General features: G+C 64.7%; 13 protein-coding genes and 1 tRNA gene. 8 read left to right on the top strand and 6 right to left on the bottom strand.

Translation table 11 applies throughout. The features are described from left to right. Window positions 1-11 precede the first annotated feature (11 nt). Complete coding sequence (locus AC1DEK_RS08720) at window positions 12-6,071, top strand: Hpt domain-containing protein (RefSeq protein WP_478124830.1); 6,060 nt, start codon at window positions 12-14, stop codon at window positions 6,069-6,071. A gap of 4 nt (window positions 6,072-6,075) precedes the next feature. Here the strand turns inward: AC1DEK_RS08720 and AC1DEK_RS08715 are convergent, their stop codons facing one another. Continuing rightward, a complete protein-coding gene (locus AC1DEK_RS08715) occupies window positions 6,076-7,578 on the bottom strand; it encodes a cryptochrome/photolyase family protein (protein ID WP_478124829.1) in 1,503 nt (500 codons plus the stop codon). Between AC1DEK_RS08715 and AC1DEK_RS08710 the strand changes: the two genes are divergently transcribed. Genes AC1DEK_RS08710 through AC1DEK_RS08685 form a run of 6 tightly spaced genes read left to right on the top strand, consistent with a single transcriptional unit; the run spans window position 7,577 to window position 12,080 of the window. After that, entirely contained in the window at window positions 7,577-8,176 is a 600-nt protein-coding gene (locus AC1DEK_RS08710; RefSeq protein ID WP_478124828.1) for a YqgE/AlgH family protein, read from the top strand. The two genes, AC1DEK_RS08715 and AC1DEK_RS08710, sit on opposite strands and share 2 nt — an antisense overlap. Window positions 8,177-8,187: 11 nt before the next feature. Further along, entirely contained in the window at window positions 8,188-8,601 is a 414-nt protein-coding gene (ruvX, locus tag AC1DEK_RS08705) for a Holliday junction resolvase RuvX (RefSeq protein WP_478124827.1), read from the top strand. Further along, on the top strand, window positions 8,598-9,095 hold the full coding sequence (gene pyrR, locus AC1DEK_RS08700; protein WP_478124826.1) for a bifunctional pyr operon transcriptional regulator/uracil phosphoribosyltransferase PyrR: 498 nt from the start codon (window positions 8,598-8,600) through the stop codon (window positions 9,093-9,095). Before ruvX ends, pyrR begins: the two co-directional genes overlap by 4 nt. Then, the gene (locus tag AC1DEK_RS08695; protein ID WP_478124825.1) at window positions 9,095-10,057 is read left to right on the top strand and encodes an aspartate carbamoyltransferase catalytic subunit; all 963 of its coding nucleotides are present in this window, start codon (window positions 9,095-9,097) and stop codon (window positions 10,055-10,057) included. Before pyrR ends, AC1DEK_RS08695 begins: the two co-directional genes overlap by 1 nt. Further along, the gene (locus AC1DEK_RS08690; RefSeq protein WP_478124824.1) at window positions 10,054-11,328 is read left to right on the top strand and encodes a dihydroorotase; all 1,275 of its coding nucleotides are present in this window, start codon (window positions 10,054-10,056) and stop codon (window positions 11,326-11,328) included. The genes AC1DEK_RS08695 and AC1DEK_RS08690 overlap by 4 nt, the downstream gene beginning before the upstream one ends. 8 nt (window positions 11,329-11,336) lie before the next feature. Further along, on the top strand, window positions 11,337-12,080 hold the full coding sequence (locus AC1DEK_RS08685) for a lysophospholipid acyltransferase family protein (protein ID WP_478124823.1): 744 nt from the start codon (window positions 11,337-11,339) through the stop codon (window positions 12,078-12,080). Window positions 12,081-12,316: 236 nt separating this feature from the next. On the opposite strand, the gene AC1DEK_RS08680 is transcribed toward AC1DEK_RS08685, so the two are convergent. The 4 genes from AC1DEK_RS08680 to AC1DEK_RS08665 all read right to left on the bottom strand — a co-directional run bounded on the left by AC1DEK_RS08680 (window position 12,317) and on the right by AC1DEK_RS08665 (window position 14,835). Then, on the bottom strand, window positions 12,317-13,396 hold the full coding sequence (locus AC1DEK_RS08680; RefSeq protein ID WP_478124822.1) for an NUDIX domain-containing protein: 1,080 nt from the start codon (window positions 13,394-13,396) through the stop codon (window positions 12,317-12,319). Window positions 13,397-13,479: 83 nt separating this feature from the next. Beyond that, a complete protein-coding gene (locus AC1DEK_RS08675) occupies window positions 13,480-14,013 on the bottom strand; it encodes an Rrf2 family transcriptional regulator (protein ID WP_478124821.1) in 534 nt (177 codons plus the stop codon). A 124-nt stretch (window positions 14,014-14,137) separates the two neighbouring features. Continuing rightward, the gene (locus AC1DEK_RS08670; RefSeq protein WP_478124820.1) at window positions 14,138-14,488 is read right to left on the bottom strand and encodes a hypothetical protein; all 351 of its coding nucleotides are present in this window, start codon (window positions 14,486-14,488) and stop codon (window positions 14,138-14,140) included. A 35-nt stretch (window positions 14,489-14,523) separates the two neighbouring features. Further along, on the bottom strand, window positions 14,524-14,835 hold the full coding sequence (locus AC1DEK_RS08665; RefSeq protein ID WP_478124819.1) for a hypothetical protein: 312 nt from the start codon (window positions 14,833-14,835) through the stop codon (window positions 14,524-14,526). A 31-nt stretch (window positions 14,836-14,866) separates the two neighbouring features. Between AC1DEK_RS08665 and AC1DEK_RS08660 the strand changes: the two genes are divergently transcribed. Next, on the top strand, window positions 14,867-15,196 hold the full coding sequence (locus AC1DEK_RS08660; RefSeq protein WP_478124818.1) for a hypothetical protein: 330 nt from the start codon (window positions 14,867-14,869) through the stop codon (window positions 15,194-15,196). A 43-nt stretch (window positions 15,197-15,239) separates the two neighbouring features. Here AC1DEK_RS08660 and AC1DEK_RS08655 read toward each other — a convergent pair. Continuing rightward, window positions 15,240-15,314 (bottom strand) — tRNA-Arg (locus tag AC1DEK_RS08655). Between the last annotated feature and the right edge of the window lie 18 nt (window positions 15,315-15,332).

Below are 15,332 nucleotides of genomic sequence, written 5' to 3'. Positions count from 1 at the left end.
GAGCCCCCAACGTGTCGATTCAAAGCCCTGCAACCGCCCACACCGCCGGCAACGCACCGGCGACAGAGGATCTTGGGCCGTTGGCCTGGGTCCTTGGAGAAATCCAGAAATCGCTCGACGGTGTAGGCAAGTCTCTGCGGCGCTTCGCCCGAGACGCCGCGGCTGCCGCGCCTGGAACCGAGATCGACACGATGCCCGTGCGGCTGGCACGCCAGCAACTGCATCAGGCCGTCGGCGCATTGCAGATGGTGGGCCACACCGCGCCTGCACTCGTGCTGGGTGCGATGGAGTTCGCAGTCCAGAGCTTTGTGACCGAGCCTTTGCGCTGCACCGAAGCGGCAGTGGTCAAGATCGATCGCGCGGGCTTCGCGGTCGCGGACTTCCTGAACGCGGTGATTGCAGGCAAGGTCGTCTCTTCGGTCGCTCTTTTCCCGCAATACCGCGAAGTGCTGGAACTGGTCGGCAACGAGCGCGTGCATCCGGCCGATCTCTGGAGCATGAGCTGGCGCTGGGTCGAGATCAAGCCGGCACCGACGCAGACTGCATTGGTGTATGACCCCGCCGTCCGGTCGAAGCTCGACCGCGAAGTGCTGCAGGTGGTCAAGAGCGGCGACGACCATGCCGCGCGCCGACTTCAGGCCTTGTGCCTCGGACTCGGCCGAGGCGCTTCGATGCCGAGGGTCGCCAGTTTCTGGACGCTTGCCGCAGGCTTCTTCGAGGCACTCGCGCTGGCACTCATTCCGGCGGACAGTCACGTCAAGCGCGCAGCATCGCGCGTGCTTCTGCAATACGCCACTCTTGCTCGCGGGGACAACACTGTCTCGGATCGCCTCGGACAGGACCTGTTGTTCTTCTGCGCCCAGGCGGTTCCTGGGCCGAAGGACGAAGCCGCCACCCTGCGCGCCGTTCGCGCTGCCTGGGGTGTCGCCAACGAACAGACGGTCGACTACACGATCGAGCAATTCGGCCGCTTCGATCCGCTGATGTTGGCGCAAGCGCGCAAGCGCATCGAAGCCGCCAAGGAAATGTGGTCGGCTCTGTCGGGCGGCGACGTGACCCGGACGCGGCAGGTGGTCGACACTTTCGCGCAACTCGGCGAATCGCTGCAGAAGCTGCATCCACCGAGCATGCCGATGGTGCAGGCGCTCAACAACGCTGTCGACGCATCCATGAGAAGCGGCCAGGCACCCAGCACCGAACTCGCGATGGAAGTCGCCACGTCCGTTCTGTACCTGGAAGCAGCTTTCGAGGATCTCGATCCGCAGGATCGGCAGCTGACCGCACGCACCGTGCAACTCGCCGGACGGATCGAACGCGCGCGCGATGGCGGCCGTTCGGAACCGCTCGAGCCATGGATGGAGGAGCTGTATCGCCGCGTGAGCGACCGCCAGACGATGGGCACCGTCGTCAGCGAGCTTCGCAGCCACCTGAGCGAACTTGAAAAATCGCTCGACCAGTTTTTCCGCCGCCCCACCGAAAAGGGCCTGCTCCGCACAGTGCCCGGGCAGCTCCTGCAAATGCGCGGGGTGTTTTCGGTCCTCGGTCTGGATCAAGCGGCGCAAACGGTGCAGCGCATGCGCGAGAACGTCGATCAGCTTCTTGCTGAAGAGTCGCCAGTCGACGAGATCCGCGCCTTCGATTCGCTCGGCAACAACCTGGGCGCCCTAGGTTTCCTGATCGACATGCTGAGCTACCAGCCCGCGCTGGCCAAGCGGCTGTTCGTGTTCGACTCTGAAATCGGCGAGCTCAAGCCGCTCATGGGGCGGCAGGGCGCCGAAGGCGGCGCAACGGAAGCGGCGGCACCGGTGTCGTTCGCGTCCGCGTCGGGCACAGTCGCTCCCACCGAGGCTGTCTTGAGTGTCGAGGAAGTCGACGCCCAGATCGCGGCCAAGCTCGCCGCGCTTGCCTCACCCGGCACGCGCAAGCCGCCGCCTTCGCCCATCGAGGAATTCAGCCGGGCAACCACCAGCTGGACCTCCAAGATTACCGGCCCCGCGCCACTGGAAGCGCTGCCCGATACCGAAGTCACGGAGCTGGAGGAAGACGATCTCCAGAACATCTTCCTCGACGAAGCGCGGGAAGTGCTCCACAACGGATTGGCGGCAGTCTCGGCGCTTGGCGCACGGCCGACCGACGAAGGCGAACTGACCGTCCTGCGGCGTGCATTCCACACCCTCAAGGGCAGCTCGCGCATGGTCGGGCTGATGGACTTCGGCGAAGCCGCCTGGTCGCTGGAGCAGGTGCTGAATACCTGGCTGGCCGACGAGCGCCCGGCGACGTCCGAATTGCTCGAGGGCACCCGTACCGTGCTGCGCGATTTCGCGACGTGGGTCGAGGCTATTGCCTCGGGCGAAGCTCACGAATGGCATTCGGCGCCCTTCATCGCCATCGCCGAGGCGCTGCGCACAGGCGAGCCGCTCGCTCCGCCGGCTCGCGTCGCGGACGTGGACGCATTGGTCGCGGCCGCGCGCCACATCGCTGCTGAATCCGAGCCGGTTCCGGCGCCGGCGGCCGAACCGCTGCCGCTGCCCGCAATGCCGGTGATGCCCGATCTGCCGGACCTCAGTCTCGACTTCGGTGCGCCCGAGGAGCTTGGCGAACCGCCGGCTGCAGAGGGCGCCGAACACGCGGAACGCATTGAAGAGCCGAATTCCGACAACGGCTTTGCTTCGACTGATTTTCTCGACTTCGATGCGAAGCCAGAGCCGCCGTCCGAAGAAGCGACCCCGCTGGGAGACATCGAAGACGTCGACTTTCTCGAGACCATGCACACATCGATCGAGCCTTCGCTCGCCGGTGTGGCTCGCTCGGAGAGTGCAGCACCTGAGCCCGAAGCCGAAGCCGAACCCGAGCTCCAACCCGAATGGCTGGCTGTGCCCGAGACGGCACAAGCCCCGGCGATGGAACTTGCCGCGGAAACTCCGAAGCCCGACTCTGCGGCGGAGCTGTCTTTCGAGCTGACCCTGGAGCCGGAGGCCGAGGCGCTGCCGGAGCTGGCGTCCACGCCGGTGCCCGAACCGGAGCCGGAAGCATCGATAGAACCCGCCGTCGAGACGTTGCCTGCAGAGGTCGAGACTGTTTCGACGGACGCCCAGGCGCCGATCGAGGCTCCGCCGGAGGCACCTTCGATTGCCGCCGCGCCGAGCGCGGAGGAGCAGGTCAAGGTCATTGGACCTTTGCGCATCGGCATCGCGCTCTACAACGTCTACCTGAACGAGGCCGACGAGTGGTCTCGCCAACTCGCAACCGAAGTCGGCGAATGGGCGCTCGAGTCCCATCAGCGCGTGTCCGACTCGACCATCGGTCTTGCGCATTCGCTGGCCGGGAGTTCCGCAACGGTCGGCTTCCATAGCCTGTCTGGCATGGCGCGTTCCTTCGAGGCCGCGCTGCAGCATCTGCAGATGCAAGGCAGGGGAACGCCGGCACAGGGTGCTGTGCTTGTGGCTGCGGCCGAAGAACTCCGGCGCCTGCTCCACCAATTTGCGGCAGGTTTCCTCAAGGATCCAGCCGAAGCAACGCTGCTGGCCTTGCGCGACGTCGCGGCCTCGCAACTCGCCGCAGAGCCGCCAGAAGTCAAGGCTGTGCCGCCGCTGCACATCGTGCGCGAGGCTGCAGCCGATGTAGCGCTGGATGATTCCGACGAAGGCCTGGACGTCGCGGACGCAGTCGACACTGACTTGTTCCCGATCTTCGAGGAAGAGGCTGCCGAATTGCTGCCTCAACTGGGCGGCGCGCTGCGCGAGTGGTCTCAGCGTCCTGACGATGCGGCGTCGCGCTCCTCGGCGTTGCGCACGCTCCACACGCTCAAGGGCAGCGCACGCCTCGCTGGTGCAATGCGCCTGGGCGAACGGGCCCACCGCATGGAGTCCGAGATCGAGGCGATCGCCCTCGACGGGGCCGACCAGCGGTCGATCGAGCAACTGTTGACTCGCTTCGATGCTTTGCAAGCAACCTTCGACAGCCTGCGGGCTGAGGACGATGCCATCCAGACGGACCTGGTCCGGCGCGCCATCGTCGCGACGCCCGAGCACAAGGTCGACGAACACGAGCGGGAGCATGCCGCCGAGGCCCAGCCGTCTGTCGCAAAGACAGAAGCAGGGACTGAAGCGGAAAGCGCGGCGATCGCCGTACCCGCAGACCGCTCGGGCGTTGCCATACCTTCGCCTTCGGCGCTCACGCCGTTGCGCGCAGTGTCCAGCCAGGCGGTGCGCATCCGCACCCACCTGCTCGACCGCTTGGTCGCACAGGCCGGCGAAGTCATCATCACGCGTTCGCGGCTGGAAGCCGAACTGGGACAGTTGCGCAGTTCGCTGAGCGACCTGACCGGCAACCTGGACCGCCTGCGGCAGCAGTTGCGCGACATCGAGGTCCAGGCGGAAAGCCAGATGCAATCGCGTCTGGCCCAGGCGAAGGATTCACAGCAGGGCTTCGATCCACTCGAATTCGACCGGTTCACGCGCGTGCAAGAACTGACTCGCATGATGGCCGAGTCGGTCAACGACGTGGCGACGGTTCAGCGCACGCTCCAGAAGACGGTTCAAGCAACCGAAGACGACTTGAGCGCACAGGCGCGCCAGACGCGCGAACTGCAGCGTGGCCTGCTGCGCACGCGCATGGTGGAGTTCGAAGGCATCTCGGAGCGCCTCTACCGCGTGGTGCGCCAAGCGTCCAAGGACACCGGCAAGCAAGTGCGGCTGGACATCACCGGCGGCTCGATCGAAATGGATCGCGGCGTTCTCGACCGCATGACGCCGGCCTTCGAACACCTCCTGCGCAATTGCGTCGCGCACGGTATCGAGGATGCCGCGGCTCGCGAAAGCGCCGGCAAGGATGCAAGCGGGCTGATCACCATCGAACTGCATCACGAGGGCAACGACGTCTCCGTGAGCTTCCGGGATGACGGCGCCGGACTCAACTACGAGCGCATCGCTATTCGGGCTCGCGCCTTGGGGCTCATTGCGGACGGTCAGCAGCTCAGCCATGACGAAGCGGCTGAGTTGATTTTCCAGCCCGGCTTCTCCACGGCCGCCCAGGTGTCGGAACTGGCCGGCCGCGGAATCGGCATGGATGTCGTGCGGGCGCAGGTGGCAGCGCTTGGCGGACGGATCGAAACTCACAGCAAGTCGGGCGAGGGCACCACCTTCAAGCTGGTGCTGCCGCTGACTACCGCCGTGACGCACGTGGTCATGATGCGTGCCGGCACCGTCACGATCGGTGTGCCTTCCAACTTGATCGAACTGGTGCTGCGCGCGAACGCATCCGATCTCGAAAAGGCGTATCTGGATCAGCGCTATGCCTTCGGTGGCGAGCAGGTGCCGTTCTTCTGGGCGGGCGCGCTGTTGCAGTCCTCGGCGGGCAGCGACCGCGCTGCGGGCAAGGCCAACACCATCGTCATCGCCCGAAGCGCCGCACAACGCGTCGCGCTCCACGTGGACGAAGTTCTGGGCAACCAGGAAGTGGTCGTCAAGAATCTCGGGCCGCAGCTTTCTCGCCTGCCAGGGATGGCCGCGATTTCGGTGCTGACCTCGGGTGCCGTCGCGTTGATCTACAACCCGGTCGCACTCGCCGCGATCCACGGTGAAAGAGCCCGCGCGCTGCAGGCGACCGCCGGCCGCCATGGGGCGTCCCAGGACGGACGCGGGGCGGAACCCGCTGCACCTGCAGCCAAGGCTCCATCGCAAGTCCCGCTGGTGCTGGTAGTGGACGATTCCATCACGGTGCGGCGCGTCACCCAGCGTTTGCTGCAGCGCGAGGGATATCGCGTGTCGCTCGCGGCCGACGGTCTGCAGGCGCTCGAACGCCTGCAGCAGGAGCGGCCTGCCGTCGTGCTGTCGGACATCGAGATGCCGCGCATGGATGGCTTCGACCTGGCGCGCAACATCCGTGCGGACGCTTCGCTGGCCGATCTGCCGATCATCATGATCACTTCGCGCATCGCTGAAAAGCATCACGACCATGCGCGCGCGCTGGGCGTCAACCACTATCTGGGCAAGCCGTACTCCGAAGAGGAGCTGTTGCGTCTGGTGCGCAGCTACACCGGCGTCGACTTGCCGGTCGCGTTGGCCGCCTGACGCGTCAGCGCGTCTCGTGCGGCGTCTGCCGCACGACGGCGTAGCGCTGCAGCGTTCGCTCACGCGCTTCAGCGTGGTCGACGATGGGCTTGGGGTAGTCAACCCCAAGCTTCAACCCTGCGGCCTCCAGTTCGAGCGGCTTCGCTTCCCATGGCGCATGGATTGAGGCGTTGGACAGCTTTGCGAGTTTCGGCAGGTACCGGCGGATGAACTTGCCTTCAGGGTCGAAGCGCTCGCTCTGGGTGACCGGGTTGAAGATCCTGAAATAGGGTTGCGCGTCGCACCCGCTCGAACTCGCCCACTGCCACCCGCCATTGTTCGATGACAGCTCGAAGTCATTGAGATGCACCGCGAAGTAGTGTTCGCCGCGCCGCCAGTCGATACCGAGGTCCTTGCAGAGAAAGCTGGCAACCACCATTCGCAGCCGGTTGTGCATGTAGCCGGTCTGGTTGATCTGAGCCATTGCCGCGTCGATCAGCGGATAGCCGGTTTGTCCGTTGCACCATGCGTCGAACTGGGCGTCGGCGTGCTTGCCGTGGTGCCACTGGATCTTGTCGTATTCGGGCCTGAAGCTGCGTGATTCTCCATTGCTCGCCACATGCGGGTTGTGCGCCAGGATCTGAAAATAAAAATCGCGCCAGATGAGTTCGCCGAGCCATGTCGCGGCGCCCTCGTTGCCTTGGAGCGAAAGCTGGTGCGCAACGCCTGCAAGCTGGCGGATCGAGACCGTGCCGAAGCGCAGGTGCACGCCCAGGTAGCTCGGGCCGCGCACGGCGGGGTAGTCGCGCGCCGCGCGGTAGCGATCCATGCGCTGAACGAAATCATTGAACAGCGCAGCGCCGCCCTGGCTGCCGGTCGGAATGTCGATGTCCGCGAGATTGCTTTTCTCGAAGCCGAGCTCAGTCAGCGTCGGCACCGGCGACTGAAACCTTTCCGGCGCGACAGTCAGCGCGTCAGCGTGGCTGCGGGTCGGATACGGCTTCAGATAGAAGTCGTCGAGCTTGGCGAGCCATGCACGCTTGTAAGGCGTGAAGACCGTGTACGGCTGCCCGGCATGCGTCAGCACCTCGTCACGGTCGAAGATGGCCTGGTCCTTGTAGCTATGAAAGGCGATTCCGGCGTTGGCCAACCCGCCCAGCACCTTGGCGTCGCGTGCAAGCGCCGCCGGCTCATCATCGCGATTCGCGAAGACGGCCTGGACTTCGAGCGAACGCGCCAGCTCCGGGATCTCGTCCTCTGCTGTTGCATGGCGAACGATCAGCGATCCGCCCTGGGCGCGAAGCTCCGTTTCGAGCTCGACCAGCGATTCGCGGATGAACTCGACGCGGCGATCCACGCGCGGGAGCGGATCGAGGATCGGGCGGTCGAAAACGAACACGCAGACGACCTGCCGGCACGTTCGCAGCGCCTGGTAGAGCGCGGCGTTGTCGTCCAGACGCAAATCGCGGCGAAACCACATCAACCCCTTCGGATAGATCTTGTCGACGGCCAGTAAAATCGGTGGCATGGCTTTCGATTCTGCCCCGATGAACCTTACGCATCATTTCCTGATTGCGATGCCGGGTCTGGAAGACAAGGCCTTCAATCGCAGCGTTGTCTATCTCTGCGAACACAGCGAGCGCGGCGCGCTCGGCCTCGTGATCAACAAGCCCAGCGACATCAATCTCGGCGTGCTGTTCGAGAAGATCGAACTGCATCTCTCCAGCCCGGAACTGGGTAACGCACCCGTGTTCCAGGGTGGCCCCGTGCAGACTGAGCGCGGCTTCGTCCTTCATGAACCTGTCTTTGCCCACGAGGACAAACCGAACGAGTCCGTCTATGCATCGACCATGACCATCCCTGGCGGCCTGGAAATGACGACGTCCAAGGATGTACTGGAGGCGCTCGCCACCGGCGCGGGGCCGCGCAAGGTGCTGGTGTCGCTCGGCTATGCCGCCTGGGGCGAGGGCCAGCTCGAATCCGAACTGGCTGAGAACAGCTGGCTGACGGTCGGCGCCGATCCGGCCGTGATCTTTGATACGCCCATCGAGCAGCGCTACGACAAGGCCCTGTCGCTTCTGGGCCTGCAGGCTTGGACCCTGTCGCCCGACGCGGGGCATGCATGAGCGTTTCGGCGATGCCTGACGCTGCCCCTTCGGTCCCTTCCCATTTCCAAACCTTCCTGGCTTTCGATTTCGGCCAGAAGCGCACCGGCGTCGCCAGCGGCAATCGTTTGCTGAAGACCGCGACGCCGCAGCCGACCATCAAGGCCGAAGGCGACGCGCGCTTTGCACAGGTGCAGGCGCGCATCGGCGAATGGCAGCCCGACGCGCTGGTGGTTGGTGTTCCCTATCATCCCGACGGGGCGCCGCATGAAAACACCCGTGCCGCCCAGCGCTTCGCGCGTCAACTGCACGGCCGCTTCAAGCTGCCGGTGTACGAGGTCGACGAACGCTACAGCACCACGGAGGCGCTCGCCTCGGGTGCGCGCGATGCCGACGCCGCGTCGGCCTGCATCATTCTTGAACAGTTCCTGAGGAGCCTTCCGTGAACTCCATCCCTGACGCCGAAGCGCTCTACCTCGGGTTGCTGCGCGGCGTGAAATCCCTGATGCGCGAGGACACTCGCCTCGTCGGCATCACATCGGGCGGCGCCTGGCTCGTGGAGCGCCTGCAAAAAGACCTGGGCCTGCCCGGCGCGCCGGGTGTGATTTCGTCGGCCATGCACCGCGACGATTTCGCCCGGCGCGGCTTGTCCGCAAGCGCGCAGACGTCGCTCCCTTTCGATGTCAACGGCGCCGATGTGCTGCTGCTCGATGACGTGCTCTACACCGGACGGACGATTCGGGCCGTGCTCAATGAATTGTTCGACTTCGGCAGGCCGGCGCGCGTACGGCTGGCGGTGCTGATCGATCGCGGCGGCCGTGAGCTACCTGTGGCCGCTGATTTCGCCGCCCAGAAACTCGAACTGCCTGCCACGCAGTTGCTTGCACTGGCCCGCGGCAACACCGGTGCCTTCAGTTTCAAGGTGGAGGAGAACGCTTGATGCTCTACAAACGAAATCCCCAACTCAACAAGAACGGCGAACTGATTCACCTGCTCTCGATCGAGGGTTTGCCCAAGGACATCGTCACCCATATCCTCGACACCGCCGCGAACTTCACCAGCGTGAGCGACCGGGAGGTCAAGAAGGTGCCATTGCTGCGCGGCAAGAGCGTGTTCAACCTGTTCTTCGAGAACTCGACCCGCACGCGGACCACTTTCGAGATCGCGGCCAAGCGCTTGTCTGCGGACGTCATCAATCTCGACATTGCCCGCTCCTCGGCGACCAAGGGTGAATCGCTACTCGACACCATCGCCAACCTGAGCGCAATGGCGGCCGACCTGTTCGTCGTTCGCCACAGCGAGTCCGGCGCGCCTTACCTGATCGCGCAGCATGTGGCGCCGCATGTGCACGTCGTGAATGCCGGCGATGGTCGTCATGCGCACCCGACGCAGGGGCTGCTCGACATGTACACGATCCGCCACTACAAGAAGGACTTCACGAACCTCACGGTAGCGATCGTCGGCGACGTCCTGCATTCGCGTGTGGCGCGCTCCGATATCCATGCGCTCACCACGCTGGGCTGCGCTGAAGTTCGGGTGGTCGGCCCAAAGACGCTGGTGCCCGGCGATCTTGCGCAGATGGGTGTCCGCGTCTGCCACACGCTCCAAGAAGGCATCAAGGACTGCGACGTCGTCATCATGCTGCGGCTGCAGAACGAGCGCATGAGCGGTGCGCTGCTGCCTTCGTCGCAGGAATTCTTCAAGACCTACGGCCTCACCCCCGAGAAATTGCAGTTGGCAAAGCCTGATGCGATCGTGATGCATCCGGGGCCCATCAACCGCGGCGTGGAGATCGACTCCGCGGTGGTCGATGGCCGGCAAAGCGTGATCCTGCCGCAGGTCACTTTCGGCATCGCGGTCCGGATGGCCGTGATGAGCATCGTTGCAGGGAACGAAGCATGAGCAATCTTCTGATCACCAACGGTCGCGTCATCGACCCTGCCTCCAAGCTTGATCGCATGGCTGACGTCGCAATTGCCGACGGAAAGATTCTCGCCATCGGCAACGTCTCCAGCGAGTTTCGCGCCGACCGCACGCTCGATGCCCAAGGGTGTTGGGTGGTGCCGGGTCTGGTCGACTTGGCTGCGAGGTTGCGCGAACCCGGCTACGAGCACGAGGGCATGCTCGAAAGCGAAATGGCCGCCGCAGTCGCTGGCGGCGTCACGAGCCTGGTCTGTCCGCCCGACACAGACCCGGTGCTCGACGAGCCGGGCTTGGTCGAGATGCTCAAGTTCCGCGCCGAGAAACTGCAGAGAGCTCGCCTCTTCCCGCAGGGAGCGCTGACGCGCGGGCTGGCCGGCGAAGTGTTGACCGAAATGGCCGAGCTGACCGAGGCCGGCTGCATCGGCTTCGGCCAAGCCGAAGTCCCTTTTGGCAACACACAGGTGCTTCAGCGCGCGCTGCAGTACGCCAGCACCTTCGGATACACGGTCTGGCTGCGCCCCCAGGAGCGCGATCTGGGCAGGGGCGTTGCTGCCAGCGGTCCGCTGGCGACCCGCCTGGGCTTGGCGGGAGTGCCCGTGGCAGCCGAGACGATCGCCATCTTCACCATCATCGAACTCATGCGTAGCACGGGAGCGCGCGTGCACCTGTGTCGCCTGTCGAGCGCCGCCGGCGTGGAGCAGGTGCGCGCGGCCAAAGCCGAAGGCCTGGCGCTGACCTGCGATGTGAGCATCAATTCGCTGCATCTGGTCGATACCGACATCGGCTATTTCGACAGCCGGGCGCGCCTCAATCCGCCATTGCGCCAGCAGCGGGACCGCGACGGGCTGTCGGCCGGGTTGGCCGACGGAACCATCGACGCGCTGGTGTCCGATCACACGCCCGTCGAAGCGGACGCCAAGACCCTTCCCTACGCCGAGAGCGAGGCTGGTGCGACGGGCCTTGAATTGCTGCTGCCGCTCGCGCTGCAGTGGGGCGAGCAAAGCGGTGCGGGGCTGTCGCGTGCGATCGAGGTCGTCAGCGCCGCGCCCGCGCGCCTGATCGGCTTCGCAGGTGCGGGTCGCCTGGCCGAGGGTGGTGCCGCTGATTTGTGCGTGGTCGACCCCGCTTACGAATGGCAAGTCACGCCCGACGCGCTCAGGAGCCAAGGCAAGCACACGCCCTTCGGCGGCTATGCCATGCACGCACGTGCCCGCTACACGCTGGTGGACGGACGCGTCGTTCACGGCTGACCCGCACGATGCAGGCCCTTTCCGCGAGCCTCAGGCTGCTGCGAGCCCTCGCGCATGTGTTCGGAGGCTGGTGGACCATCCGGACCCGGTTTCCGCATCTATCGGCGGCCGAGCGCGAAGCCCGCGTGCAGCAATGGGCAGAGCAAATGCTGAACCTGATGGGGATCAGCTTGACGGTGCAAGGTACGCCGCCGACGCACGGGCCGGTGCTGGTGGTCTGCAATCACCTCTCGTGGCTCGACATCCTGACGATTCATGCGGCGAGGCATGTGCGCTTCGTTTCCAAGTCGGTCGTGCGGCACTGGCCGGTCATCGGCACGTTGTCGACTGGGGCCGGATCGCTCTACATCGAGCGTGAGCGGCGACGCGACGCCATGCGCGTGGTGCATCACATGACGGAGGCGTTGCGCAAGGGGGACGTGATCGCCGTCTTCCCGGAGGGAACGACCAGCGACGGCCATGGCTTGCTTCCTTTTCATGCGAATCTTCTACAAGCAGCCATCTCCTCCGGTGCGCCGGTGCAACCCGCCGCCCTGCGGTTTGCCGATGCGGCTTCGGGGGAGACCAGCTATGCGCCGCGATACATCGACGACGACAACCTGCTCACGTCCGTCTGGAATACGCTGAAAGCACCGCCGCTGCTTGCAATTGTCCGATTCGGAGAGCCACAGCCGTCGCATGGACGCGAGCGGCGTGAGTGGGCGCGAAGCCTTCACGCTGACGTCCAGACGCTTCGCCGTGATCTGAAATAGCGTTCTTTGCTTCCGGGCCTGATGGCGGGCCCGTCCAAAAAACAGCGCCCGGGAGGGCGCTGTGCAACGGCGCCATGAGCGCCGGGAGGAGGAAATCGTCGTCGGGGGCGTGCCTGACCGGCCAACGCGTCTCGGAGGTTTCGCGAAGGGCTCTTTTTAATGCCTAGGTATTCACCTTAGGCCGCGCTTGGGCGTTTCGCTGCCGGAAAAGGCTGCGGGCGGACGTCGTCCGCTGCCTACAGCGATCCCTGGCGCGGCAAAAGGGGCAACAGGCCGAGGTAGTGGTCGAGCATCTGGAAGTGATCATCCAGAAAACGATCTTCCCGCTCCAGCAGGTGCGCGATCGGCACCCAGTCGGCGGCGGCCGCATCGTCGTCCGCCTGCAAGGATGGGAGCTCGCGCTCTCCGAGATCGAAGAAATGCCCGTGGGTGATGGTGCGTCCGCGCTGGCTCCGGTCGGGCCGGTCGAACACGTCGTTGGCCCTCAGGGCCGCGCGCAGCGTGGCAGGCGGGAGCGCGAGGTGCGTTTCTTCGTCCAACTCGCGCAAGGCGGCCTGCAGCGTCGTTTCGCGCTGTTCCAGGAATCCTCCCGGCACGGCGAGCAGTCCTTTGCCAGGCGCGTGCCCACGTTCGATGAGCAAGACCTTGTCCTGACACTTCACCACACAGTCGACGGTCACCAGCACCGGCGGATAGGGTGCCGATGCCCACGATGCGTCGTATTCGCGAAGCACCGCAGCCTCTTGCTGAAGTGCCTCGAAGAGGCGTTGTGCGCTCCAATCCCTGAGGAAGTCCGCAGTGCTTGCGGGAACCTCCTTTGCCAACTCGACGAGGGCCTTGGAGGGCGTGGCGAACAGGGCATCGCGCATAGCGCTCGCGGGGCGAATGGGCAGGCTTTCTCCAAGCTGAAGCGACCATTCTGGAAATTCGCGGAGGTATTCGCGCGTCGCGTCCCGAATGTGTCCGACCAGCACGGTCGAAGACGGTTTTTCAACGCTGTGCTCAGCCAGGGCCTGCGCTACGCCTCGTCGGACTGCCGCCAACCATCGCGCCTCGTTGAAATAGTCCCGCACCGGCACGAACATGACGCGCTGCTGTTCCAGTGCAGGCAGGGCCCGGCGCACCATCTCCGCTCGCTCTTCCCAGGTGAATGGGTGCTTTGGCGAGCGGGCCTGAAATGCCGAGCCGATCACCACGACCACATGGGTGGCCGCGTCGAGCGCCTGCCTCAGAAGGGAAAGATGGCCCTCATGAAATGGCTGGAAGCGGCCGATGAGAACAGCGAGATCGCGCGTCGAAGAATGCGAGGAAGTCATATTGAATGCGAGAGCATAGGGCGTTCTACTTTGCGAACGCCCCGCTCGCGCAATTTGATTCCTGCGACGCGCTCAAGTCCACATCAAGAGCGCTTTGCCAGCATGCTTCCCAGCGCGAAAACCGAGTTCGGCGCGTTGATGGGCGCCGGCTTCACGCGCGCGGCGGGCACGACAACGCGGCGACCCGGTCTTTCGACTTCCACACCGCGCGCGATCTGTTCGTCGACCAGGCTCTGCAGCGTGATCGAGTCGAGAAATTCCACCGCGCGATGGCGGACGGAGGCCCAGAGTTCGTCTGTCGCGTGGCGATCCACCGCGCCTGGCACATCACCCGACAGGGGCCTTGCCGTGTCGTCCGCGATGCCGTCGATCGCCATGATGATGCTCGCGACGGTGATCTCCGCTGGCTTCTTGCCGAGCGAATATCCCCCGCCGGGGCCGCGGGTGGACTCGACCAGGTTGTGGCGGCGCAACTTGGCAAAGAGTTGTTCGAGGTGCGACAGCGAAATCCGCTGTCGGCGGCTGATGGAGCCCAGGTTGACGGGGCCCGCGGCGCCTTGCAGTGCCACATCGATCATGGCGGTGACTGCAAATCGGCCCTTGGTGGTGAGACGCATGGTGATTCTTCCTGTACGGGGAGCGGCTGTCGCCGCCGGATAAGCACATCGGGCGCACGGATGCGCGATGCAGGCGCTCGCATCGAGAGAAAAGCGGAGCCAAAGGCTCTCGAGGCGGCGAGGCTTAGACGGGGAGGGCGGTGCTGCGAGGTGGCCGCTTGGGCCGCTCGAGCCAGGGAGAAGGCGAGCTGTTCGCGGCCGATCGGGGCGGCCATGCGGACGCGATTGCCTCGACCACCAGCGGTTGTCCGCCGGTCAGGCATTCGGTGAAGTCGGGGCTTGCCTCATCCAGGCCCGCCGTCTCATCGTTCGCGTCAGGGTTGAGCGGATCGCCCATGGAAGAGGCGTCTTGCACTACGGTCACGAGCTTGCTGGTGCCGTCGTGCGGCTCGCTCCCTCCGGCTTGCGCGATGGTCGCGAAGCCGTAGCAAGACAGCAGAAACGCAAAGAAGGAGGCAATGAGCCAGCGTGGCATGGGCGATGGATTTTAACTTTGCGCCGAAGGGCGGTTTATTCCCACCTCGGGAGGTCTTGCAACGCGGTGTTGGGCCGGTCGGTCAGGTCGACGCTGGTGATTTCCTTTCCGCTCGGCCCAAGCTCAACGTCCCAGGTGATCTCCCAGGTGTGATCTTCGGTGCGGCGAACCAGGCAAATTTCTTCGCCGGCCGCAAGAAGTTGGAGGCACTCGTCGAGGCTGATGCGCTGCGCAGAGCCGAGAGCCAATCCGCTCGAGCCCAACTCTTTGTGGACCACCGGGTGGATGGCGACGAGATCGATTTTCCCGTCCTTGTAGTGGACAGCAGAAATTGCGTGCTGGGCCATGAGGTGACCTCCTTCCTGGGGCGGATGCAGTATGGCGCCAGCGTCGGTCTGCCTGTCGCGCAAATGGGTATGCGGTGACGGGCAGCGGCGCCGGCCGGGTCGATTCTGGCTCGAAAAACTGAAAACTAAAGTGTGCGATTTTTCCTTGGGCGTCGGCGTAGGCCATCAAGACAATCGATCCATGGCGAAATCATCAACCGACATGCAGAATTTCAGTACCTTTGCGGCCCTGCACCGTGCAGACTTGACGCACGAGCCCCTGAAGGCCATCGGATTGGGGGTGCCTTGGGGACGAATTGCACTGATCGCGATCGCGAGTGTTGTCGCCGCGGTGGTGCTGCGTGTGCTGGCGGCTTGGTAAGCGGCGGTTCTCCGCGGTGGACGCGGACACGTGAGGAGGCACATGGTGCCCTCGACAGGAATCGAACCTGTATCTGAGTCTTAGGAGGACCCCGTTCTATCCATTGAACTACGAGGACGAGAGCGGCCGCAACTTT

It is taken from the genome of Variovorax sp. 10N420, assembly GCF_056394705.1.
Note: the sequence above shows the minus strand (reverse complement) of the source record. Positions and strands in the feature narration are given on the sequence as shown.

What these genes read in the sequence shown, in the direction of transcription:
- AC1DEK_RS08710 (WP_478124828.1), top strand. Translation starts at nt 7,577, where the DNA reads ATGGCTTTCGATTCTGCCCCGATGAACCTTACGCATCATTTCCTGATT.
- AC1DEK_RS08715 (WP_478124829.1), bottom strand. Translation starts at nt 7,578, where the DNA reads ATGCCACCGATTTTACTGGCCGTCGACAAGATCTATCCGAAGGGGTTG.
- ruvX (WP_478124827.1), top strand. Translation starts at nt 8,188, where the DNA reads ATGCCTGACGCTGCCCCTTCGGTCCCTTCCCATTTCCAAACCTTCCTG.
- AC1DEK_RS08695 (WP_478124825.1), top strand. Translation starts at nt 9,095, where the DNA reads ATGCTCTACAAACGAAATCCCCAACTCAACAAGAACGGCGAACTGATT.
- AC1DEK_RS08690 (WP_478124824.1), top strand. Translation starts at nt 10,054, where the DNA reads ATGAGCAATCTTCTGATCACCAACGGTCGCGTCATCGACCCTGCCTCC.
- AC1DEK_RS08685 (WP_478124823.1), top strand. Translation starts at nt 11,337, where the DNA reads ATGCAGGCCCTTTCCGCGAGCCTCAGGCTGCTGCGAGCCCTCGCGCAT.
- AC1DEK_RS08680 (WP_478124822.1), bottom strand. Translation starts at nt 13,396, where the DNA reads ATGACTTCCTCGCATTCTTCGACGCGCGATCTCGCTGTTCTCATCGGC.
- AC1DEK_RS08675 (WP_478124821.1), bottom strand. Translation starts at nt 14,013, where the DNA reads ATGCGTCTCACCACCAAGGGCCGATTTGCAGTCACCGCCATGATCGAT.
- AC1DEK_RS08670 (WP_478124820.1), bottom strand. Translation starts at nt 14,488, where the DNA reads ATGCCACGCTGGCTCATTGCCTCCTTCTTTGCGTTTCTGCTGTCTTGC.
- AC1DEK_RS08665 (WP_478124819.1), bottom strand. Translation starts at nt 14,835, where the DNA reads ATGGCCCAGCACGCAATTTCTGCTGTCCACTACAAGGACGGGAAAATC.
- AC1DEK_RS08660 (WP_478124818.1), top strand. Translation starts at nt 14,867, where the DNA reads ATGGCGCCAGCGTCGGTCTGCCTGTCGCGCAAATGGGTATGCGGTGAC.